Source organism: Telluria sp. AZSoR62 (assembly GCF_058111565.1).
In genome coordinates, this window is the sequence record NZ_JBYTST010000001.1 from 491,093 (window position 1) to 513,752 (window position 22,660).

General features: G+C 65.9%; 17 protein-coding genes. 4 read left to right on the forward strand and 13 right to left on the reverse strand.

Translation table 11 applies throughout. The features are described from left to right. Positions 1-38: 38 nt before the first annotated feature. The 4 genes from accC to AC3XQU_RS02185 are packed head-to-tail and all read left to right on the forward strand — an operon-like array spanning position 39 to position 4,667. On the forward strand, positions 39-1,439 hold the full coding sequence (gene accC / locus AC3XQU_RS02170; RefSeq protein ID WP_489872479.1) for an acetyl-CoA carboxylase biotin carboxylase subunit: 1,401 nt from the start codon (positions 39-41) through the stop codon (positions 1,437-1,439). Next, positions 1,436-2,392: a 50S ribosomal protein L11 methyltransferase gene (gene prmA / locus AC3XQU_RS02175; protein WP_489872480.1), complete on the forward strand. Its 957-nt coding sequence runs from the start codon at positions 1,436-1,438 to the stop codon at positions 2,390-2,392. Before accC ends, prmA begins: the two co-directional genes overlap by 4 nt. A gap of 3 nt (positions 2,393-2,395) precedes the next feature. Then, positions 2,396-3,706, forward strand: a complete 1,311-nt coding sequence (locus AC3XQU_RS02180) for a DUF3426 domain-containing protein (protein WP_489872481.1) — start codon at positions 2,396-2,398, stop codon at positions 3,704-3,706. A gap of 19 nt (positions 3,707-3,725) precedes the next feature. Further along, the gene (locus tag AC3XQU_RS02185; RefSeq protein ID WP_489872482.1) at positions 3,726-4,667 is read left to right on the forward strand and encodes a carbohydrate kinase family protein; all 942 of its coding nucleotides are present in this window, start codon (positions 3,726-3,728) and stop codon (positions 4,665-4,667) included. An 82-nt stretch (positions 4,668-4,749) separates the two neighbouring features. On the opposite strand, the gene AC3XQU_RS02190 is transcribed toward AC3XQU_RS02185, so the two are convergent. The 13 genes from AC3XQU_RS02190 to AC3XQU_RS02250 all read right to left on the reverse strand — a co-directional run bounded on the left by AC3XQU_RS02190 (position 4,750) and on the right by AC3XQU_RS02250 (position 22,659). After that, a complete protein-coding gene (locus AC3XQU_RS02190; RefSeq protein ID WP_489872483.1) occupies positions 4,750-5,277 on the reverse strand; it encodes a YggT family protein in 528 nt (175 codons plus the stop codon). A gap of 99 nt (positions 5,278-5,376) precedes the next feature. Beyond that, positions 5,377-6,801 carry a transcriptional regulator gene (locus AC3XQU_RS02195; protein ID WP_489872484.1) on the reverse strand — a complete coding sequence of 475 codons (1,425 nt, stop codon included), beginning with the start codon at positions 6,799-6,801 and terminating at the stop codon, positions 5,377-5,379. A gap of 676 nt (positions 6,802-7,477) precedes the next feature. Further along, positions 7,478-9,124: a glycosyltransferase family 4 protein gene (locus tag AC3XQU_RS02200; protein ID WP_489872485.1), complete on the reverse strand. Its 1,647-nt coding sequence runs from the start codon at positions 9,122-9,124 to the stop codon at positions 7,478-7,480. Between the two features lie 130 nt (positions 9,125-9,254). Beyond that, the gene (locus tag AC3XQU_RS02205; protein WP_489872486.1) at positions 9,255-10,064 is read right to left on the reverse strand and encodes a glycine-rich domain-containing protein; all 810 of its coding nucleotides are present in this window, start codon (positions 10,062-10,064) and stop codon (positions 9,255-9,257) included. Positions 10,065-10,219: 155 nt separating this feature from the next. After that, positions 10,220-10,861 (reverse strand): hypothetical protein, encoded by a 642-nt coding sequence (locus tag AC3XQU_RS02210; RefSeq protein WP_489872487.1) that lies wholly within the window; start codon positions 10,859-10,861, stop codon positions 10,220-10,222. Between the two features lie 140 nt (positions 10,862-11,001). Beyond that, entirely contained in the window at positions 11,002-12,696 is a 1,695-nt protein-coding gene (locus AC3XQU_RS02215; protein ID WP_489872488.1) for a PQQ-dependent sugar dehydrogenase, read from the reverse strand. Between the two features lie 148 nt (positions 12,697-12,844). Beyond that, positions 12,845-13,954 carry a ribonucleotide-diphosphate reductase subunit beta gene (locus AC3XQU_RS02220; protein ID WP_489872489.1) on the reverse strand — a complete coding sequence of 370 codons (1,110 nt, stop codon included), beginning with the start codon at positions 13,952-13,954 and terminating at the stop codon, positions 12,845-12,847. An 87-nt stretch (positions 13,955-14,041) separates the two neighbouring features. After that, positions 14,042-16,978, reverse strand: a complete 2,937-nt coding sequence (locus tag AC3XQU_RS02225) for a ribonucleoside-diphosphate reductase subunit alpha (RefSeq protein WP_489872490.1) — start codon at positions 16,976-16,978, stop codon at positions 14,042-14,044. A 493-nt stretch (positions 16,979-17,471) separates the two neighbouring features. After that, positions 17,472-18,923 (reverse strand): sigma-54-dependent transcriptional regulator, encoded by a 1,452-nt coding sequence (locus AC3XQU_RS02230; RefSeq protein ID WP_489872491.1) that lies wholly within the window; start codon positions 18,921-18,923, stop codon positions 17,472-17,474. Between the two features lie 44 nt (positions 18,924-18,967). Then, positions 18,968-20,644 (reverse strand): sensor histidine kinase, encoded by a 1,677-nt coding sequence (locus tag AC3XQU_RS02235; protein ID WP_489872492.1) that lies wholly within the window; start codon positions 20,642-20,644, stop codon positions 18,968-18,970. An 8-nt stretch (positions 20,645-20,652) separates the two neighbouring features. Further along, the gene (locus AC3XQU_RS02240; protein ID WP_489872493.1) at positions 20,653-20,898 is read right to left on the reverse strand and encodes a PP0621 family protein; all 246 of its coding nucleotides are present in this window, start codon (positions 20,896-20,898) and stop codon (positions 20,653-20,655) included. Then, positions 20,895-21,698: a cytochrome C assembly family protein gene (locus AC3XQU_RS02245; protein ID WP_489872494.1), complete on the reverse strand. Its 804-nt coding sequence runs from the start codon at positions 21,696-21,698 to the stop codon at positions 20,895-20,897. Before AC3XQU_RS02245 ends, AC3XQU_RS02240 begins: the two co-directional genes overlap by 4 nt. Before the next feature lie 139 nt (positions 21,699-21,837). Continuing rightward, the gene (locus AC3XQU_RS02250; protein ID WP_489872495.1) at positions 21,838-22,659 is read right to left on the reverse strand and encodes an ABC transporter ATP-binding protein; all 822 of its coding nucleotides are present in this window, start codon (positions 22,657-22,659) and stop codon (positions 21,838-21,840) included. Position 22,660: the final 1 nt, after the last annotated feature.

Genomic DNA, 22,660 nt, shown 5'->3' on the forward strand with positions numbered 1-22,660 from the left:
CTTGCTGCGCCGGTCTTCACAGAAACATCGAACCTACCATGTTTGAAAAAATCCTCATCGCCAACCGTGGTGAAATCGCGCTGCGTATCCAGCGCGCCTGCCGCGAACTGGGCATCAAGACGGTTGTCGTGCACTCCGAAGCAGACAAGGACGCCAAGTACGTGAAGCTGGCCGACGAGTCGGTCTGCATCGGCCCGGCCCAGTCGGCGCTCAGCTACCTGAACATGCCGGCGATTATCAGCGCCGCCGAAGTGACGGACGCCGAAGCGATCCACCCTGGCTATGGTTTCCTGTCCGAGAACGCCGATTTCGCCGAACGCGTCGAGAAATCCGGCTTCGTCTTCATCGGCCCGCGCTCCGACTCGATCCGCCTGATGGGCGACAAGGTCTCGGCCAAGCAGGCCATGATCAAGGCCGGCGTGCCGTGCGTGCCCGGCTCGGACGGCGCCCTGAGCGACGACCCGAAAGAAATCATCACGACCGCGCGCAAGGTGGGCTACCCGGTCATCATCAAGGCGGCGGGCGGCGGCGGTGGCCGCGGCATGCGCGTGGTGCATACCGAAGCGGCCCTGCTGGGCGCGGTGCAGATGACCAAGACCGAAGCCGGCAGCGCCTTCGGCAATCCGGAAGTCTACATGGAGAAGTTCCTGGAAAATCCGCGCCACGTGGAGATCCAGATCCTCGCCGACGAACACAAGAACGCCGTCTGGCTGGGCGAACGCGACTGCTCGATGCAGCGCCGCCACCAGAAGGTGATCGAGGAAGCGCCGGCGCCGGGCATCCCGCGCAAGCTGATCGAAAAGATCGGCGACCGCTGCGCCGAAGCCTGCCGCAAGATCGGCTACCGCGGCGCCGGCACCTTCGAATTCCTGTACGAGAACGGCGAGTTCTATTTCATCGAGATGAACACCCGCGTGCAGGTCGAGCACCCCGTGACCGAAATGATCACCGGGATCGACATCGTGCAGGAACAGATCCGCATCGCCTGCGGCGAGAAGCTGCGCTTCAAGCAGCGCGACATCATGCTGTCGGGCCATGCGATCGAGTGCCGCATCAATGCCGAAGACCCGTTCAAGTTCACGCCTTCGCCTGGCCGCATCACCGGCTGGCACCCGCCGGGCGGCCCCGGCATCCGTGTCGATTCGCACTCGTATGCCGGATACTATGTTCCACCTCATTACGACTCGATGATCGGCAAGGTAATTTCCTACGGTGCGACGCGCGAGCAGGCCATTCGCCGCATGCAGATCGCCCTGTCGGAAATGGTGGTCGAAGGTATTCTCACCAATATCCCGCTGCACCGCGAGCTGATGGTGGATGCCCGCTTCATCGAAGGCGGCACCAACATCCACTACCTGGAGCACAAGCTGGCCTCGAAGCCAGACCTGCCCAAGGAAGGCGGTATCGGCGCCAAATCGGAAGCCAAGGTAGACGCATGAGCTGGACGGAAGTAGTCATCGAGGTCGCACGCGACCATGCAGAGGCCCTGTCGGACGCCCTGATGGAAGCGGGCGCCCTGTCGGTGTCGGTCGAAGACGCGGACGAAGGCACCGATGCCGAACGCCCGCTGTTCGGCGAGCCGGGCATGGAGCCCAAGGAAGCGGCCTGGGACCACTCGCGCGTGGTCGCCCTGACCGACGTCGATGCCGACCAGTTCGCGATCGTCCAGGAAGCCGCCAACGCCATCAAGCTGCCCGTCGTGCCGTCCTTCACCACCCGCGCGGTGGCGGACGCCGACTGGGTGCGCCTGACGCAATCGCAGTTCGAGCCGATCCACATCGGCACCAATATCTGGGTCGTGCCAAGCTGGCACGAAGCCCCGGACCCGAATGGCCTGATCCTCGAGCTCGACCCGGGCCTGGCCTTCGGTACCGGCAGCCACCCGACCACCCGCCTGTGCATGGAATGGCTCGAAGCCCACCCTGCCCCGGGCAAATCGGTGCTGGACTACGGCTGCGGCTCGGGCATCCTGGCGATGGTCGCCAAGAAGCTCGGCGCGGAAGACGTCGCCGGTGTCGACATCGACCCGCAGGCGATCGAATCGGCGCGCGCCAACGCCGAGCGCAACAACTGCGCGATCGACTTCTACGTGCCGGACGACCTGGCCGTGACGCCGAACGAGCGCCACGCCAAGGGCCAGTTCGACATCGTGGTGGCCAACATCCTGTCGAGCCCATTGAAGCTGATGGCGCCGATGCTGGCAGGCCGCGTGGCCGCCGGCGGCAACCTGGTGCTGTCGGGCGTGCTGGCGCGCCAGGCGGACGAAGTGGCCGCCGCCTACGCACCTTTCATCAAGCTGGGCGTCTGGGCCGAGCAGGACGGCTGGGTTGCCCTTCACGGCACGCTCGGCCAGGACACCGCACCCGCGCCGCGTTCCGCCATTACCGGCTGACGCATGGCGCTCGCCACCCAATGCCCCCACTGCGGCACGATCTTCCGCGTCGCCGCGGACCAGCTCAAGCTGCGTGGGGGCATCGTCCGTTGCGGCGCCTGCACCCAGGTATTCGATGGCAGCGCCGCCCTGGTCGACCTGGCCGCGGCGCCTGCCGCTCCCCCTGCCGTACGCGCAGCGCCCCCGGTTGTGCCGCCCCCGGAGCCGGACACGCCCGAGGCCCCGGCCGAGGCCGCGGACGAGCCGATCTACACCCTCGAATTCGACCATACCTTCTCGCCCTTCGGCATCCTGCCGCAGGTAAGCGACGATGGCGAGGCTGACGTGGCCGAAACGCAGCCGCTGCCTGAGCCGCAACCGGATGCGGCGCCGGAACCGGAGCCTGAACCCCTGCCCGCACCACAGCCCGAACCCGTGCCGGAGCCGCAGCCGGAACCCTTGCCCGAACCTGTGCCGGATGCAGCGCCTGCGCCGATGCTCGACCTGCCGGTGGACGAAGAACTGGTCGCCGCGCCTGCGCCCGACGACGGCCAGGCGCTGGACGCCGCGGAACCTGTCGCGGCCACGGCTCGGGAAGAACGCAAGGCCGCCACGAAAGCCGCCGGCCTGTCGGTGCCGTCGCTGCTGCTGCGCGAATCCGGACCGTCCACCGTCACCATGCAGGCCGCGCCGATCGCCCCGCCGGTGGCGCCGCGCACACCCCGCACCCGCGCGCTGGACGCGCGCGCCGCGCGCCGCTCCAAGCTGACCCCGACCAAGATCGAAGCGCCCAAGCTGCGCGTGCCGGAATCGGACGAGCCGGAGTTCGTGCGCCGCGGCCGCCAAAAGGAGCGTTCCGGCAAGGCGGTGCGCGTCGCCCTGGTGCTGGGCAGCCTGCTGCTGCTGCTCGTGCTGGCGGCCCAGGCGGCCTACTCCTTCCGCAACACGCTGGCGGCCCGCTATCCCGGCATGAAGCCGGCGCTGGTGTCGTTCTGCGGCCTGCTCGGCTGCCGCGTCGAGCTGCCGGCCCAGATCGAGCAGATGGTGATCGAGACCGGCGAACTGACCACCCTGGGCGGCAACGCCTACAGCTTCACCACGCTGCTGCGCAACCAGGGCGACTCGGTGCAGGCCTGGCCGAGCCTCGAACTGACCCTGTCCGATCCGGACGACAAGCCGCTGGTGCGCCGGGTGTTCGGCCCGCGCGACTACCTGCCGGCCGGGCCCCTGCTCGCCGCCGGCTTCGCCCCGCGCACCGAGCAGCCCATCAAGCTGAACTTCCGCGTGGAAGAACCGGCGCCGTCCGGTTACCATATCGCCGTCTTCTATCCCTAATATCCCTGAAGGTTCTTCCATGACCAAGACCGCCCTGATCTGCGGATCGATTGCATTCGACAAGATCATGCAGTACCACGGCCGCTTTGCCGAAACCCTGCTGGCCGACCAGCTGCACCGCGTGAACGTTTCCTTCCTGGTGCCGACCCTGCGCACGGAATACGGCGGCTGCGCGGTCAACATCGCCTACAACCTCCAGCTGCTCGGCGGCGAGCCGCTGGTGATGGGCACGATCGGCCAGGACGGCGGCGACTACCTCGAGCGCATGGCCAAGCAAGGCCTTGCCACCCGCGCCATCCGCACCATTGCCGACGCCTATACCGCGCAGTGCTTCGTCACCGCCGACCAGGACAACAACCAGATCAACGCCTTCCACCCGGGCGCCATGCAGTACTCGCACGAGAACAAGGTGGCCGAGATGGGTGAACTGCGGGTAGCGATCGTCTCGCCGGACGGCCGCGACGGCATGATCCAGCACGCCGCCGACTGCGCCGAGCACAAGGTGCCGTTCATGTTCGACCCGGGCCAGCAGCTGCCGATGTTCTCGGGCGAAGAGCTGATCCGCTTCATCGACCAGGCCAGCTACCTGGCCTCGAACGACTACGAATTCGAGATGGTCATGGACCGCACCGGCCTCTCCCAGGCCGACATCGCCTCGCGCCTGGATGCCTTGATCGTCACGCGCGGCGGCGAAGGCTCGGACATCTACGCCGGCGGCGAGCACTATCGCATCCCGGCAGTGAAGGCCGAGAACATCGTCGACCCGACCGGCTGCGGCGACGCCTACCGCGCCGGCCTGCTGTACGGGATCACCGAAGGCTTCGACTGGCCCACCACCGGCCGCATCGCCAGCCTGCTCGGCGCCATCAAGATCGCCAGCCAGGGCGGCCAGAACCACACGTTCACGCCGGGCGAGATCGAGCAGAAGTTCGAAGCGGCGTTCGGGTACAAGATCCGGTAATCGCTTGCGCTAACGCTGCGCAAATAGAAAGGGGCCACGCAACAGCATGGCCCCTTTTTCATTCGGCACGCCCGCCAGGGCGTCAGCCGAAAAACACCTGTCTGAGCACGAACTGGATAATCTGGATCAGCACCAGCGCCACCAGTACCGACAGGTCCACCCCGCCGATCGGCGGCACCACGCGCCGGATCGGGCGCAGCACGGGCGTGTTCATCGCATGCACGAAGGGCGCCAGCGGCGCATTCGGATTCACCCAGCTGAATACCGCATCGATGATCAAGAGCGCCATGAACCCGTACAGGATCCAGTTCAGGAAGCGGAACAAGGCTCCCAGCAGCACCGTCTCCCAGGGCGCCCCCACCAGCAGCAACAGCGAGCTGGCCAGCAGGACCACCAGGAAGGCACCGATCAGGCTTGCCCAGTCATAGCCACCCATGCCCGGCACCAGGCGCCGCATGGGCAAGACCAGCCAGTCGGTGAGCGTGAAGGTGAACTGCCCGATCTGCGCAGGCGGACGCACACGGATCGCTTGCATCCAGAAACGCAGCAGGAGCAGCCCGCCCAACAGGCCGGCGGCAATATCGACAATGAACTGGAGAATAGACAGCACGAAGGCTCCTCGAAAAAAAACCGCTGTGTGAACGCTCACACAGCGGCATTTTGCCTGATCCAGGCAAGACTTGCTAACGAGCCGCGCTCGCCGTCAGGATTATGGACGGCTGCTGGTCGGGAACGGCCAGGCCGCTGCCGGCGACAGGGTGGTCTTGGCTGCCGGAGCAGTGGTCGACGCTGCCTTGTTATCGGCTTTGCTGTCCGTTTTCGATTCCGATTTCGATTCGGTTTTCGATTCCGCCTTGGTATCGGCTTTCGACTCGGTTTTCGCTTCCGGCTTGGCTTCTGCCTTGGTTTCCGGCTTGGCTTCGGCCTTTACTTCCGGCTTGGCTTCGGCTTTCGCGGCTGGCTTTGCAGCTGGCTTGGCGGCGGTTTTGGTGGCAGCCGGTTTGCTGGCGGCGGTTTTAGCCGGAGCAGCAGCTTTTGCTGGAGCAGCAGCTTTTGCTGGAGCAGCAGCTTTTGCTGGAGCAGCAGCTTTTGCCGGAGTAGCGGCTTTTGCCGGGGTAGCGGCTTTAGCTGGAGCAGCGGCTTTCTTGGCAGCAGGCTTAGCGGTGGCTTTGGTTGCGGTCGCTTTCTTTGCTGCCGGCTTGGCTGCCGGCTTTGCAGCCGATTGAGCGGTCGATTTGGTAGCAGCGGTTTTGGTAGCGGCCGCTTTCTTTGCCGCCGGCTTTGCTGCGGCTTTCTTGGCTACCGGTTTGGCAGCGGCTTTCTTTGCTGCCGGCTTGGCTGCCGATTTAGCAGCCGACTTGGCTGCTGGTTTAGCTGCGGCCTTTTTTGCAGCTGGTTTGGCGGCGGCTTTCTTGGCTGCCGGCTTGGCTGCCGATTTAGCGGCCGACTTGGCTGCAGGCTTTGCAGTTGCTTTCTTTGCAGCAGGTTTTGCTGCCGATTTAGCGGCGGCTTTCTTTGCAGCTGGTTTAGCAGCGGCTTTCTTTGCTGCCGGCTTTGCAGCGGCTTTCTTGGCGGCTGGTTTAGCAGCGGCTTTCTTTGCCGCCGGCTTTGCAGCCGATTTGCTGGCCGACTTGGCTGCCGATTTAGCGGCTGGCTTCGCAGCGGCTTTCTTGGCGGCTGGTTTAGCAGCGGCTTTCTTTGCTGCTGGCTTGGCTGCCGGCTTGGCAGCGGCTTTCTTTGCCGCCGGCTTGGCTGCAGCTTTCTTGGCTGCCGGCTTTGCTGCCGATTTAGCAACAGCTTTCTTTGCAGCCGGCTTGGCTGCTGGCTTGGCCGCGGCCTTCTTTGCTGCCGGCTTGGCTGCCGACTTGGTCGCGGTGGTCTTGCTTGCTGCAGCTTTCTTTGCAGCAGGCTTTGCTGCCGGCTTGCTTGCCGACTTTGCTGCTGGCTTGGCTGCTGCCTTGGTCGCGGTCGCTTTAGCGGCTGGCTTTGCAGCGGCGCTCGTTTTCGACACTGTCGAAACTCGCTTTGCCGCTGGTTTCTCGGCTGCGGCTTTTGCTGCCGGCTTGGCCTTCGTCACGGACGAAGAAGCGCTCTTCGTTGCTGCTTTTGCTGCTGGTTTTTTAGCGGTTGCCATTGTAGTTCTCCTTCATCTGCGATGAAATAAGCTCAAGGTTTAAAACCCGCTCAGCCAAACTCTGGCGAGCGAATTATTCATCGGACCATACCCGGATTGGTATGGGCCAATGAATCCGGCACCAGCTGAACTGCTGCAACTCCTCACAATTGCAGCACTTCAGCCAAGGTCGACAGGCAACCGTTTCAATTGGTTTTCACTTCGCTACCCTTGCGGGCGCGAAAAGAAAAAGCCGCCTTGCCTGAACTCAGGTCAGGCAGTGCGGCTTGTTCTTTTCGCTTCGCTTGCGTGCATACTAATTGATTCAGTGTCCTATTATTCGATCGATTACTGCCCGGATGCACGCGACAATATCACATGTTCACGTTTTGACAAATTCAATCACGTAAAGTACACGAAAACTTTGTGAGTGCGCAACCAGAACGGCTCAAACAAAACGTCTTTTTCACACTAAAACATGCGCCCGCGCATTCGTCGGTTAACCAACACACCGCTGGCGCACCAAATCGCATTCCCGGCGATCGCCAAACCGGGTTGGGGCCAGTATTGGAAACGCGCCTTTCCCGCAGACCGCCTGTAACGGCAAGCGATACGCCTATCGGATTGGTTCGCTTCCAACCATCTATTTTGGTCGAAAAGATAATGCCGGGAATCCGTAACGGCCGTCCTGTTCACCCTATTCGACCACCCGCAACAGATCCATTTTGCACAGCCATGCCAGGCCGCGCAGTAGTGTGGCGCAATCGCACGGTCCAAGTGTATCGATGAGCTCTTCGACTTCGACCGGACGCGGGCCGATCGCCCCGAATACCTGCCCGAAATCTTCCAGCGTCGGCAGCGACGCCGCCGCGAACCGGTTGATCGCCAGCTCGCGGTACTGGTTCACCAGCGCCAGCGAGGCGTCGGGCGTGAGTTCCACCAGCGAGGCCGCGGTCAGCGGCCGGGTCGGATAACAGGCGAACAGCTTGAACGGATCGGGGCGGTCCGGCGCGCGCGCCGGCAGCGCCGGCGCCAGCCTCGGGTCGCCGCGGCGGCGTTCCGCGAGCTCGTCCCACAGCGCGCGGTAGCGGCCGAACACCGCTTGCCAGTCGAATTCGGACTGGGCACGCCGGCGCGCCTGCTCTCCCATCGTGCGGCGCAGGTTCGCATCGCACACCAGCCGGCCATAGGCCTGCGCCAGCAGTGCGCCGTCAAGCGCCACCGCCTGGCTCGCGTGGCCGCAATACATGTCGAAGCTGTCGACGCCATCGTCGTAGCGCTGCGCCAGGTCCAGGCCCGCGCCTGGCCCCGGCATCAGGGTCGGGATGCGGTAGCCGTCGATGCCGTCGCGCACCGTGTCGCGGTAGCCGTTCCAGTCCGAGACCACGCAGGGCAAGCCGGCCGCCATGGCTTCGACGGGTGTGAGCCCGAAGGTTTCCTGCACGTTGTCGGCCAGCGAAGTGAAGACGTCGGCCGCGGCCCAGGCATCGAGCTGGTTGGCGGGCAGGCGCCCGTCCAGCTCCACCAGCCGCACCGATGGACACAGCAGGGCCGCTGCTTCCCTGAACGCCGTTTCCAGCGCCTCGCCCGCATACCAGCCGGCCATGACCAGGTGCACGCGCTGCCCGCCCTTTTCGGCGCGCTCCAGCGCAGTGAACATCTGCTGCGGATGCGACTTGGCATGCACCGACATGCGGCCGAGGTAGAGGAAGGCGACGTCGTGCTCCGCGATGCCGAGCCGGGCGCGCGCTTGCACGCGGCGCGCGGCGTCCTGCTGCAGGCTCGCACAATGCACGCCCAGCGGAATCAGGGGCAGCTGCGGCAGCTCGAAGCGCTGCGCGCCCAGGCGGGTGCGCAGGTAGTCGGCCTGCGCTTCGAGCAGCACGCGCACGCTGTCGCGCACCACGCGCGAGGTGCAGACGATGGCGTCCCAGCTGCGCACCGGCGCCACCAGCAGGTCGGTCACCATGCTCATCATCTCGTGCGAGGCCGTCGCATGCGCGATGCCGCACAGGCTGTAGCGGTGCTCGCCCGCCTCGAGCCGGCGCCAGGCGAGCCGCTCGATGCCGGGCCCCGGGTGATACAGGCAGCCGAAGCGCTCCAGCGCCTGCGGCGTCGATTGCGGCACCCAGTCGATGGCGCCGCCGTAGCCGTCTTCGCGCAGCGTGGCCTCGAAGGCGTCGGCGTGGCTGCGATCGGCGGAGAAGCATCCGATGTGGGCGGCGTCCGAGTGCCGCGCGATGGCGCGCAGCAGGCCGACGCCGGCGGACTGGCGGCCCATCAGCTTCTGGCCGGCGGTGGAGAAGGATTCGGGAATGTAGTGCAGGGCAAAGCTGTCGCGCATGCGGTCTCCTGCGGCCAGCGGCGCGCCGGCGGAATGCGGCGAAGGCTGGCCTGTCGAAACCATGATAGCGAGCGCGCGCGAAGGACGGCGCAAGCCTGCCTGCCGCGCGCAGGCCGGGTGTGAAATGCGGCTAGCTGCCGCAGCCTCCTCCGCCGCAACCGCCGCCGCACGAGGCGCCACCGCTGCACGAAGCCGCGCCATCGCCTGCGGCGCCGTCGCCGTCGGCCGTCATGTCGCCCCCGATGTGGTCGACGAAGCTGTCCTCGCCTTCGAAGCGCTGCGCGTGGATGCCGCTCAGGCGCGCGCCTTCGTCGTAGTCGTCGGCACTGATCAAGCCCGCCTGGAACAGTCCATGAGGCGTCAGGCTATCCGGAAAAGTCATCTTCTGCTCGGGATTGCCGAAGGCGTCCAGGGCGAAACAGGCAAGCAGCCCGTTGACGATGCGGTAGCCGAAACCGTAGGGCATGTTCAGGCGCGCATCGAGCGAAAACAGCCGCGGCAGGCTGGGACCGGCGACCGGGCGCGATGCGCGGCGGCGCGCCTGCACCAGGCAGGCGGCCAGCGCCTTGTTCATGTCTCCCTGCATCCGGGCGCGCTCGACATGCGGGACGGTGCGGCCGAAATGCCGGATGCAGAAAGCGTCGAGGCCGGGCGCGTCCATCCGCACCCACGCATGCCAGACCGAGTCGGCGGCGCGCGAAGGCAGGCCGCAGGGCTTGCCGGCCGCCGCCACGCAGTCGAAGAACATCATCAGGCCTTCGGCTGCCTGCGCGTAGAAGGCGGCGTCGCGGGGAATGCGTGGGAACTCGTCGCGCGCGCTGGCTGCCCAGTAGGGAAACAGCCTTGGCGGCACGTCGGCCAGCACGGCGGCATAGGTCGAGTGGGCAAATTCCCGTCCAACGCTACGGGCTACCGATTCCCAGACTGCCCTGACATTCATCGCTGTCCCCTGTCGTGGTTCCTCTGGTTACGTTAGTTCACGGAAACTGAACAGATACTGATCAATATCAAACTTAGCTGGCTGCACTTGCGCCTGCTTAAAGAAAAAACCCGCCTGCGGCGGGTGTGTTGTTTGCCGGTGAAGATGCGGCGCGCTCAAGCAAGCGCGCCCTCTTCGTACTCGTCCCGGCCAACCAGGCCGGCCAGGAGCAGGCCCTCGGGCGCCAGGGCGCTCGGGAAGGACACGCGGTCTTCGGTATTCCCGAACTCGTCCAGGATCGAACAGGCGACCCGGCCCTGGATGATCCGGTAGCCGTAGCCCAGTGGCATGCCGAGGCGGCTGTCCAGTGAAAACAGGGGTGGCAGGCCGGCGCCGGCGGCCCGCATCCCTGCCCGCCGGCGGGCCGCGACCAGGCAGGTGGCCAGCGCCCGGTCCATATCGACCAGCATGCGCGCCCGCGCGCCATGCGGGACCGGCCGGCCGACGTGGCGCATGCAGAAGCGGTGCAGGCCCGGCTCGTCGAGGCCGGTCCAGGCGTGCCACACCGATCCGGCCGCGAGCGAAGGTAGCGCACAAGGGCCGCCTGAGCAGGCCACGCAGTCGAAGTACATCACCAGCCCGTCGAGCGCTTGCGCGAAAAAGGAAGCATCGCGGGGAATGCCCGGGAAGTCGTGGTGGGCCGTGCCGGCCCAGTAGGCAAACAATGTGGCCGGCACCTCGGCCAGCATCGCAGCAATATCGGGCGGCGCGGGTTTCCCGGCGCGGGCTGCTTTCACCGGCATATCGATCGCATGCATCGCCATGTCTCCTTGCAGGTCATCCGCTCACCTTAGTGCAGGGAGGGCCTGCCAAGGCTGAGGGAGCGCAAGCGATGGGTGGCCGGGATCAACCGGCGCCGTCATGAAAAAACCCGCCTTGCGGCGGGTCGATCGGCTGCTTAACGCTGCGGCGCGATGCGCCAGACGACGCCACCGGCATCGTCGACCACCAGCAGCGCACCGTCCGCCGCCACCGAGACACCGGCAGGACGGCCCCAGACCTCGCGGTCGCTCAGCACCATACCCGACATGAAGTCCTGGTAGCGGCCGGTCGGCACGCCGTTCTTCATGAAGGCGCGCACCACCTTGTAGCCGGTGCGCACGCCGCGGTTCCAGGAACCGTGCAGCGCCACGAAGACGTCGCCCTCGTACTCCTTCGGGAAGGCGTACCGTGCCCCCTTGGGCGCTTGATAGACGGCCATGCCCAGCGGCGCCGAATGCGACTGGATCAGCACATCGGGCACGATGCTCTTGCCTTTCAGGTCGGGACGCTGGCCCTGCAGGCGCGGATCTTCGTTATCGCCGATGTAGTACCACGGCCAGCCGTAGAAGCCGCCCTGCTTCACGCGGGTCAGGTAATCGGGCGGCAGGTTGTCGCCCAGCGCATCGCGCTCGTTCACGTTGCACATCAGGTCGCCCGTGCTCGGGTAGACCAGCATGCCGACGCAGTTGCGCAGGCCGGTCGCATAGGTGCGGCGGTTCTTGCCGTCCACATCGAAGGCCATGACGGTGGCGCGGTCGGTCTCGACACCCCAGGCGGCTCCCACGCCGTGTTTCGCTTCCCACTGCGGCAGCGGCTCTGGCGGCGTGGGCCCGATATCGGCAGCGACGTTGGTGGCCGAGCCGATCGACAGCAGCATGGTCTTGTCGTCCTTCGAGAACGCCAGCGTGCGCGTGGTGTGGCCGCCGCTGGTGTCGGACAGCTGCGGCACGACCGTCTCGGGCTCGCCCCTCGCCTTCAGGTCGCCGCTGCGGTAAGGGATGCGGACAATGGAATTGACGTTGGCGACATACAGGTACTGCGGGTTCGCGTTGGAGGGCCAGAAGGCCATGCCGTAAGGGCGGCTCAAGCCGGTCGCAAACACCTGGGCGGTGTCGGCCTTGTCGCCGTCCTTCGAGCGCAGCACCTTGATCTCGCCCTTGCCGGTCGCGGCCAGGAAGATGTCGCCGTTCGGGGCGCGGAGCAGCAGGCGCGGCTTGTCGGCATCGACCGCGAAGACGCCGACCGTGAAGCCTTTCGGAACCGTCGGCATGCTGCCGTTCGGACGCGCCTCGACCCGCGGGCCGTTGCCGGCGCTGGTGGTGGCAAACGGCGGCGGCAGATCGGTGAGCTTGATGTGGTGGATCTTGCCGGGCTGGTTGTCGTCCCAGGAGCCGCTGCGTTCCGCCGGTGCGGCACCCGGCGCCGGCGCCGCCGTCGTTGCCCCCTGCAAGGTGGCAAGGTAGTCGATCAGCGCGGCGCGGACCTGCTTGTCGGGCACGCCGACCGGCATCGTGGTGCCGGGGACGTTCCTGGTCGGGTCGGCCAGGAAGACATCCAGCTCGGCCCGGGTCCAGGTCTTGCCGGCGGCGCCGGCTTTCATCAGTGCGTTCGAATAGTTGAAACCGGGGACGCCTGCGGCCTTGCGATCGAGCACGCGGAACAGGCCGGGGCCGGCGCGCGAGGACAGGGCCGGGTCGATGCTGTGGCAGCTGGCGCAGTTGTTCTGGAAGGTGGTCTGGCCTGCGGTGACCTGGGGTGCGGCGTGGACAGCAGATGCGGCTGCGAGAGTGGCGAGCACGAGGGCATGCAGCGGCAGGGACTTGGGGTGCAAGGAATGACTCCTGAATAAACTGATCAATTCGCCATCATAGGTGAACTCGCCTATGGATGCGTGGCGGATGCGCGCCGCCAAAAGACAAAGCCCGTCACGCAGGACGGGCTTTGCTTGGCCTACCCGGCCGCAGCCGGAAAATGGGACGTCAATCCCAGTTCAACGCACCACCGGTCTGGTACTCCGTCACGCGCGTCTCGAAGAAGTTACGCTCTTTCTTCATGTCGATCATCTCGCTCATCCACGGGAACGGGTTTTCTTCGTTCGGGAACAGCGGCTCCAGGCCGATCTGCACGGAACGGCGGTTGGCGATGAAGCGCAGGTAGCCCTTGAACATCGGGGCGTTCAGGCCCAGCACGCCGCGCGGCATGGTGTCTTCGGCGTAGCGGTATTCGAGTTCGACCGCTTCCAGGAACAGGGCTTTCAGTTCTTCGCGGAAGGCCGGGGTCCACAGCATCGGGTTTTCCATCTTGATCGTGTTGATCAGGTCGATGCCGAAGTTCACGTGCATCGACTCGTCGCGCAGGATGTACTGGTACTGCTCGGCGGCGCCGGTCATCTTGTTCTGGCGGCCCAGCGCCAGGATCTGGGTGAAGCCGACGTAAAAGAACAGGCCTTCCATCAGGCAGGCGAAGACGATGATCGACTTGAGCAGCTTCTGGTCGTTTTCCAGCGTGCCGGTCTTGAATTCAGGGTCGGTCAGCACGTTGATGAACGGGATCAGGAACTGGTCCTTGTCGTGGATCGACTCGATCTCGTTGTAGGCGTTGAAGATTTCCTTCTCGTCCAGGCCCAGCGACTCGACGATGTACTGGTAGGCGTGGGTGTGGATCGCCTCTTCGAAGGCCTGGCGCAGCAGGTACTGGCGGCATTCCGGCGCGGTGATGTGGCGGTAGGTGCCCAGCACGATGTTGTTCGCTGCCAGCGAGTCGGCGGTCACGAAGAAGCCGAGGTTACGCTTGACCAGGCGGCGCTCGTCTTCCGACAGGCCGTTCGGGCTCTTCCACAGCTCGATGTCGCGCTGCATGTTCACTTCCTGCGGCATCCAGTGGTTGGCGCAGCCGGCCAGGTATTTGTCCCATGCCCATTTGTACTTGAACGGCACCAACTGGTTGACGTCGGTCTGGCCGTTGATGATGCGCTTGTCGTCGGCGTTGACGCGCTTGGCGACCAGCGCGGCATCGACCGTTTCGGTGGCATCGGCTTGTGCGGCGCGCGGTGCTGGCGCGGTGCTTGGTTCATCGTCCCATGACAACATAGTGTGCTTCCTTCTTGAATTCTAGACGGCGGCGCCCGGCGCGGTGGCCGGGCGGTTTTTCATGAGGCGTCTACGCGACGCCAACTTTTACTGGCAGGCTTCGCATTCCTCGAAACCGTCGTCGCCAGGACGCAGGTAGCAGGCGGCGCCGTCGGCTTCGTCGGCCGCGGCGGCGACCGGCGCTGCCGAGGCGGCAGGCGCTGCTGCCGGTGCGGCTGGGGCAGCATGGCCACCCGACAGGGCGCCCGAGACCGACACCGCGTTCAGCGCGCCGGTGCGGCTGGTGGATTTCTCCATGTGCGTCGCGGCGATGGTGCGCAGGTAGTAGGTGGTCTTCAGGCCGCGCAGCCAGGCCAGCTTGTAGGTCTCGTCCAGCTTCTTGCCCGAGGCGCCGGCCATGTAGATGTTCAGCGACTGGGCCTGGTCGATCCACTTCTGGCGGCGCGAAGCCTGCTCCACCAGCCACTTCGGCTCGACTTCGAACGCCGTGGCGTAGATGTCGCGCAGGTCTTGCGGCACGCGGTCGATCTTGGAGAGCGAACCGTCGAAATACTTCAGGTCGGCGATCATGACTTCGTCCCACAGGTCGCGGGCCTTCAGGTCGCGAACCAGGTACGAATTGATCTCGGTGAATTCGCCCGACAGGTTCGACTTCACGTACAGGTTCTGGAAGGTCGGCTCGATGCAAGCCGATACGCCGATGATGTTCGAGATGGTCGCGGTCGGGGCGATCGCCACGCAGTTCGAGTTGCGCATGCCGAATTCCTTGATGCGGCTGCGCACCAGGGTCCAGTCCATCGACTCGCTCGTGTCCTGCTCGAGGTAGCCGCCGCGCTCCTCAAGCAGCAGCTTGACCGAGTCCTGCGGCAGGATGCCGCGGTCCCACAGCGAGCCGGTGTACGACTCGTAGCGGCCGCGCTCTTCGGCCAGCTCGGTCGAGGCCAGGTAGGCGTAGTAGCAGACGGCTTCCATCGACTTGTCGGCGAATTCCACTGCTTTATCCGAAGCGAAGGGCACGCGCATCATGTGCAGGCAGTCCTGGTGGCCCATCACGCCCATGCCGACCGGACGGTGGCGCATGTTCGAGTTGCGCGCCTTCTCCACGGCGTAGTAGTTGATGTCGATGACGTTGTCCAGCATGCGCATGGCGATGCGGATGGTCTTCTGCAGCTTGACGTGGTCCAGGCTGTCGCCCTTCATGTGCTGCGGCAGGTTCACCGAGCCCAGGTTGCAGACGGCGATCTCGTCGGCGCTGGTGTTCAGGGTGATCTCGGTGCACAGGTTCGACGAGTGCACGACGCCGATGTGCTGCTGCGGCGAACGGATGTTGCACGGATCCTTGAAGGTGATCCATGGGTGGCCGGTCTCGAACAGCATCGACAGCATCTTGCGCCACAGGTCGAGCGCTTCGATCTTCTTGTACACGGTCATTTCGCCGCGCGCCGCCTTGGCTTCGTAGCCCAGGTAGGCTTCTTCGAAGGCCTTGCCGACCAGGTCGTGCAGGTCCGGCGTCTCGCTCGGCGAGAACAGGCTCCAGTAGCCCTTTTCCATCACGCGCTTCATGAACAGGTCGGGAATCCAGTTGGCCGTGTTCATGTCGTGGGTGCGGCGGCGGTCGTCGCCGGTGTTCTTGCGCAGGTCGAGGAATTCCTCGATGTCCATGTGCCAGGTTTCCAGGTAGGCGCAGACCGCGCCCTTGCGCTTGCCGCCCTGGTTCACCGCCACGGCGGTGTCGTTGACCACTTTCAGGAATGGCACCACGCCCTGCGACTTGCCGTTGGTGCCCTTGATGCGCGAGCCCAGTGCGCGGACCGGGGTCCAGTCGTTGCCCAGGCCGCCGGCGAACTTCGACAGCAGCGCATTTTCTTTAATGGCGTCGTAGATGCCTTCCAGGTCGTCGCCGACGGTGGTCAGGTAGCAGGACGACAGCTGCGAGCGGCGGGTGCCCGAGTTGAACAGGGTCGGGGTCGAGCTCATGAAGTCGAACGACGACAGCAGGTTGTAGAACTCGATCGCGCGCGCTTCGCGGTCCGCTTCGCGCAGGGCCAGGCCCATCGCGACGCGCATGTAGAAGGCCTGCGGCATTTCGATGCGGGTTTCGCGCACGTGCAGGAAGTAGCGGTCGTACAGGGTCTGCAGGCCGATGTAGCCGAACTGCAGGTCGCGGTCGGCGACGATGGCTTTCGCCAGCTGCTGCAGGTCATACTTGCCCAGTTCTTCGTCCAGCAGTTCGTTCTGGATGCCTTTGGCGATGTACTGCGGGAAGTAGGTAATGTACTCAGCGGCGGCGCCGGCCTGCGGCACTTCGTGGCCGAAGACTTCCTTGCGGATCGTGTGCAGCAGGATGCGCGCGGTGACCTGGCTGTAGGCCGGGTCTTTTTCCATCAGGGCGCGGGCCGCCAGGATGGCCGACTTGTGCAGTTCTTCGACCGGCACGCCGTCGTACAGGTTTTTCAGGGTCTCGGCGACGATCGCGTCGGCGTCGACGTGCTTTTCCAGGCCTGCGCAGGCGGCATTGACCAAGCCGTAGACGGCGTTCATGTCCAGCGGCAGGCGCTGGCCGCCGTCGATCACGTGGATCTGCGGCGCGGCCACGGCGCTACCGCCGGCGGCTTCCTTGGCGGCGCGGCGCTCTTCCATGCGCTTGGCGCGGTACAGCACGTATTCGCGCGCGACGTCATGCTCGCCCGAGCGCATCAGCGACAGTTCGACCTGGTCCTGCACGTCTTCGATATGGAAGGTGCCGCCGTTCGGCTGGCGGCGCACCAATGCAGCAACAACATTGCCGGTCATCTGTTCCACGAGATCACGGATGCGGGCCGACGCTGCGCCCTGCCCGCCTGCGATGGCGAGGAAGGCCTTGGTCATCGCGACCGAGATCTTGTGCGGCTCGAAGGCCACCACGGCGCCGTTGCGGCGGATCACGCGGTAGTCGCCGCGCGCGACGATCTCTGCCGGCGTGGCATTGGCCGCCGCGCCTGGGGTGACGTGGGGATTGATCGAAATGTCTTGTGCTGTTTGCATTGAGCCTCCAGGGTGGGCAGATGCCTGCCGCCATTTGTTGTTACCAGGACCGAAGTCCTACGGAATTCATAGCAAAGCGACGCCCCGCCAGCCGGAACGCCGTGCTGGCAACCAGATATGCAGGGTACGAAATCGCTGTGGAATCAGTCGCTTGCAGAGCAAGCCTCAAGTCGGGAGTGAACTAGTTTCCTTCGGCTCACTACCACTACATCTAGTGTTCGACGTTGATATGAGACTAATTGTAGTACCTGACCCAGGTCACGGCAAGTAAAGAACTTCGCAATTTTTTGCGTTTTTTTTGGTGCGCGGGGTTGACATTCAAGTAGCGCTAGAACGGCGGGGAGTATGCGGTGAGTGAGCACTAACCTTGTTCCGGCAGTCTGCTTAAAGCGTAATCAGGCTGATGCGGGGCGCATCATTCTTGTGCGTTTTGCACTGGCGAAAAGACAACAGGATGACATCGCGATGCGCGCCGCCTCATATGGAGAAGACATCAAGCCTGATCGTCCGGCGCGGAGATCTCCAGCTTCTGCATCTGGTAGCGCAGCTGCCGCACGCTGATCCCCAGCAGCGCCGCGGCCTGGGTCCGGTTGAACTGGGTCTGCTGCAGCGCGCGGCCGATGATGTCGCGCTCCACCTGGATCAGGTAGTCGGGCAGGTTGCTGGGCAAGCCGTTCGGGCCGAGCATGGCCGGGCCGGATGCCGCCGGCACCGGCGCTTCCGGCGCGATGTCGGCAACTGGCGCAGGCGCAGGGGCCGGCGTCGGGGCCGCCACCGGCTCGCGCGGCGCCTCGCTTGGCCGGGCCGCCTTCAGCGACAAGTCCCCCACTTCGATCACGCCGTCGTTGGCAAAGGCCAGCGCGCGTTCCAGCACGTTTTCCAGTTCGCGGATATTCCCCGGGAAGGAATAGGCGCGCAGGGCATCGAGCACGCCCGGGCCCAGCGCCGCCTGCCCCGGCCCGGCCAGGCGCGCCAGCACCGCGTCCACCAGCGGGGGCAGGTCGTCGATGCGCTCGCGCAGCGGCGGCAGCGACAGCTCGATCACGTTCAGCCGGTAGAACAAGTCCTGCCTGAACCGGCCCTGCTCCACGCAGCGGGCCAGATCCTGGTGGGTGGCGCTGATGATGCGCACGTCCACCGGTTCTTCGCTGGTGGCGCCGATCTTGCGCACGCGCCGCTCCTGGATCGCGCGCAGCAGCTTGACCTGCATCGCCAGCGGCAGGTCGGCCACCTCGTCGAGCATCAGGGTGCCGCCGTTGGCGGCCTGGAAGAAGCCGTCGCGTTCCTCGGCCGCGCCGGTGAAGGCGCCCTTGCGGTAGCCGAAGAACTCCGCTTCCATCAGGGTTTCGGGAATCGCGCCGCAGTTCACCGCCACGAAGGGCTTGGCGGCGCGCGAACTCTGGGCGTGGATCTCGCGCGCGGCCAGTTCCTTGCCGCTGCCAGACTCGCCGGTGATCGAGATCGGTGCGTTCGAGCGCGCCAGGCGGCCGATCTGGGCCCGCAGCGACTGCATCGCGCTGGAGGTGCCGATCATGCGCGAGCCCGGCAGGCTGCCGTCCGGCTGGGCCGGCGCGGCGTCGAGCAGGCGCAGAGCCGAGCGCACCATCACGCGCAGCGCATCGAGCGCCACCGGCTTGGAGATGTAGTCGAAGGCGCCGGCCTTGAGCGCCACCACCGCGTTCTCGGCGCTGCCGTAGGCGGTGATCACCGCGATCGGGGTCGCCTTGATCGATGCGTGCACCTCGCGCACCAGTTCCAGCCCGAGGCCGTCGGGCAGGCGCATGTCGGTCAGGATCAGGGCGTAGTCGTGTTCTTCCAGCAGCGCGCGCGCCTGGCGCAGGGTTGCCGCGCTGTCGACGTCCAGCCCCATCTTGAGCAGGGTAATTTCGAGCAGTTCGCGCAGGTCGGCTTCGTCGTCGACCACGAGGATGCGGGGTGCGGTCATGGTTTTCTCACTCTATATATAGTGCGGCGCGAATCCGGGCCATCCTAGGCCGGCTGGGCGAAGCTGATCACGAAGCGCCCGGTGGCCTTGCGCTCCCCGGTGGGCGCGGCGTCGAAGCGGTATTCGTAGTCGAGCTTCGCATCGTTGTTCAGGCACAGCTCGCGCGCCAGGTACAGGCCCAGGCCCGTGCCCTTGCTCGAAGTCGTGTAGAAAGGCTCGAACAGGTGGGCGCGCACTTCCGGGGTGATGCCGGGGCCGTCGTCCTGCACGTGCAGCTCGGTACGCCCGGCCGCGTCGCGCGCCGGGAAGATGCGGATGCTGCCGGGAGCCTTGCTGGCGTAGCGCACCGCGTTGCCCAGCAGGTTGAGCAGCACTTCGTGCAGGTGCAGCGGGTCGAAGCGCACCGCGCTCGCGCCCGGATCGCCGATATAAACTATATCACCGGCCAGGCCGTGGGTTTCGCAGAATTCGGCCTTCAGCTCGGAGAGAAAAGCGGCCAGCTGCAACGGCTCGCCATTGGGCTGCACCTTGCGCGAAAGCTGCAGGATGTCCTCGACCATGCGGTTCACCCGAGTGACGTTGTCGCCGATGATCTTCAGCAGCCGCACTTCGGCCGGGCCGTGCAGGTCTTCGGCCAGCAGCGCGGTGGCGTGGCCGATGGCCGACAGCGGGTTGCGCACCTCGTGCGCGATGCTGGCGGTGAGGCGTCCCATCGAGGCCAGCTTGAGCTGCTGCGCCTGGTTTTCGATGGCGCTGACGTCCTGCATGAACACCACGCTGCGGCCCGCCGCCGCGCCGGCCGTGTCGACCCGCGCGAACCGCAGCTTCAGGTGGGTCGGCTGGTCGCGCCGGCCGCGCAGCAGGCCCGCGTCTTCGCGGTAGGGCTTGACGGTGACGAAGGCCGCGCCTTCCACCGGCGCGCGCAGCCAGGCCGCGAAAGCCTGGGCCACCGGTTCCAGGCCGGGCGCCTCGCCGAGCCGGAAGCCGGCCGCTTCGCCTTCGAAGCCCAGCGTGATGCGGGCCGCCGGGTTGCCGGTGAAGACCACGCCGTCGTCCCCCACCACCAGGATGCCGTCGCCGACGTCGGCGATGACGATCCCGTTGATCAGCTGCTGGATGCGCAGGTCGGTGCCGCGCTGGGCGGCCAGTTCTTCCTGCTTGATCAGGCGCGCAGCCAGCCGGTTCACCAGCAGCACGCCGGCAAAGAAAGCCCCGCCGTACAGCCCTGCCTGCATCAGCGGCGCCTGGCGGTCCAGCATGACCACCTGCCAGGTGCTTTCCGCGATCAGGAACAGGGTCGCGATCGAGGCGGCGAACAGCGCCAGCAGCAGCGGCGCGAGGATGGCCGCGCCGGCCAGCGGGAACAGGTAGAGGATCGCCAGCCCGCTGCGCATGCCGCCGGCGGCCAGGTAGAGGATCGAGATGACGGCCAGGTCGGTCGCGATCTGGCAGCCCAGCTGCAACACGAAGCGGCGCTTCCACCAGGTGCCGAACGCCGCAAACGCGAGCGCGGCGACGAAATAGAAGACGCAGGCTTCGGTGTTGATGTCGGTACGCACGCCGTTGTCGGTGATGCTCACGCCCAGGTAGAGCAGCAGCACCAGCGCGATCACGATGCGGGTGATGTTGAAGGTCTGGAGCGAGCGCCACATGGTCGCGCGCGCCTCCGGGGAGAGGCGCTGCGGGGACAAGGCCTGCGCGGAAGGCAGCTGGAAGGGCATCGGCCGGCTTACTGCGGCGGCAGGCGCACGTGGCCCGGCGAGCAGTAGTCGAGGCCATCGGCGTGCACCGCTTCGGAGGCCGGGAAATGCAGGCCGCAGTGGGCGCATTGGGTCATGGTTTCGATCTGCGCCACCGGCTCCGGCGGCTTCCGGCGCTGCGGCGCCTGGCGCTGCACGCTCGGGGCCTTGAGCTTGGCGCGTACCGCCATCACGACCAGCACGACCAGGGCAATCCAGAACAGGATGCGCATCATGCTACCGCCCTGTGCAGGACGACTTCCAGCACGAAGCGGCTGCCCACATAGGCCAGCGCCAGCGTGGCAAAGCCTGCCAGCGTGAAGCGCAGCGCGGTCTTGCCGCGCCATCCCTGCCAGCGGCGTCCCGCGAGCAAGGCAGCAAACAGCAGCCAGGACAGCAGCGCGAACACGCTCTTGTGGTCGAAGCGCAGCGCGCGGCCGAACAGCTGCTCGGAGAACACCACGCCCGACAATACCGTGAGGCTGAGCAGCACGAAGCCGATCCAGATCACGCGGAACAGCAGCTTTTCCATGGTCAGCAGCGCCGGCAACTGGTCGAGCGCGCCGGCGAACCAGCCGCCGTTGCCACCGCGGGTGTGCAGCCGCGCTTCCTGCAGCGCCATCAGCACTGCATGGAAGGCGGCGATGGTCAGGGTGCTGTAGGCCAGCACCGCCACCGCCACGTGCCAGCCGAAGGCGGGCGACTGGTCGTGCACTTCCAGCACGCTGCCCGGGAAGGCCAGCGGCAACAGGCTCGCGACAAAGGCGAAGGGCATTACCAGGCGGCGCATGCCGTCCAGCGCGAAATTGCGGTTTTCGAGCCAATAGGCGGCCACCGACACCCACAGCGCGCTGGAGAGCATGATGGCGAAACCGACCCGCAGTTGACCGGGCGAGACGATGTCGAGCGCGAGCGCGGCGCCGTGCACCGCCCAGGCGACGGCGGTCACGCCGGAAATGACGGCGCCCCGGCGCGACGGCAGCAGGGCGCACACCGCGTACAGCAGGGCCGCGGCGAGAAAGAGGGAGTTCTGCATAGTGGAAGGATACACCATCGATTGATGGCGGGGGCGGGAGGGGATGCTCTGGCGCTACGGCTTGTTCCAGCGCGAGTGATGCTCATGCGGACTTGGGTCCCGGCCTGCGCCGGGACCCAAGTCAATACTCAGCCACCGGCTAATCCACCGCCGCCATCCTCAACTCATCCGAATGGTGGCGCTGCTGCTCTTCCATCACCAGCATGCCCAGCTCGCGCTTGAGGGCGTTGAACTCGGGCGCCGCCGGGTCGCGCATGCGCGGCAGGTCGACGATCAGGTCGCGCTTGACGGTGCCCGGGCGGTAGGTCATCACCACGATGCGGTCGGCCAGGTAGATCGCCTCCTCGATGCTGTGGGTGACGAACAGGATGGTTTTCTTCAGCTCGGACCAGATGCGCAGCAGCTCGTCCTGCAGGTTGCGCCGCGTGAGCGCATCCAGCGCGCCGAAGGGCTCGTCCATCAGCATGATCGGCGAGTCCAGCGCCAGCACGCGGGCGATCGCCACCCGCTGGCGCATGCCGCCGGACAGGTCCTTGGGAAAGCGCTGGCGGAAATCGCCCAGGGAAAGCATGCCCAGCAAGTCGCCCACGCGCTTGGCGATGGTGGTCTTCGACATGCCCTTGATGTGCAGGCCGAAGGCGATGTTGTCCTCGACCGTCATCCAGGGAAAGAGCGCGTATTCCTGGAACACCATGCCGCGGTCCGGCCCCGGGGCGGCGACGGGCACGCTGTCGACCAGGATCGCGCCCCGGCTCGGCAGCGAAAAGCCCGCCACCGCATTGAGCAGCGTGGACTTGCCGCAGCCGGAGGGCCCCAGCAGGCAGGTAAACTGCCCGCGCGGGATCTCGAGCGAGATGTCCTTGAGCGCTTCCACCAGCCGTCCATGGCTGGCGAAGGTCTTGTCGACGCCCTCGATACGGATATGCGGCGCCTGCAGCGGCGGCGAGTAAGGTGCGTTCATG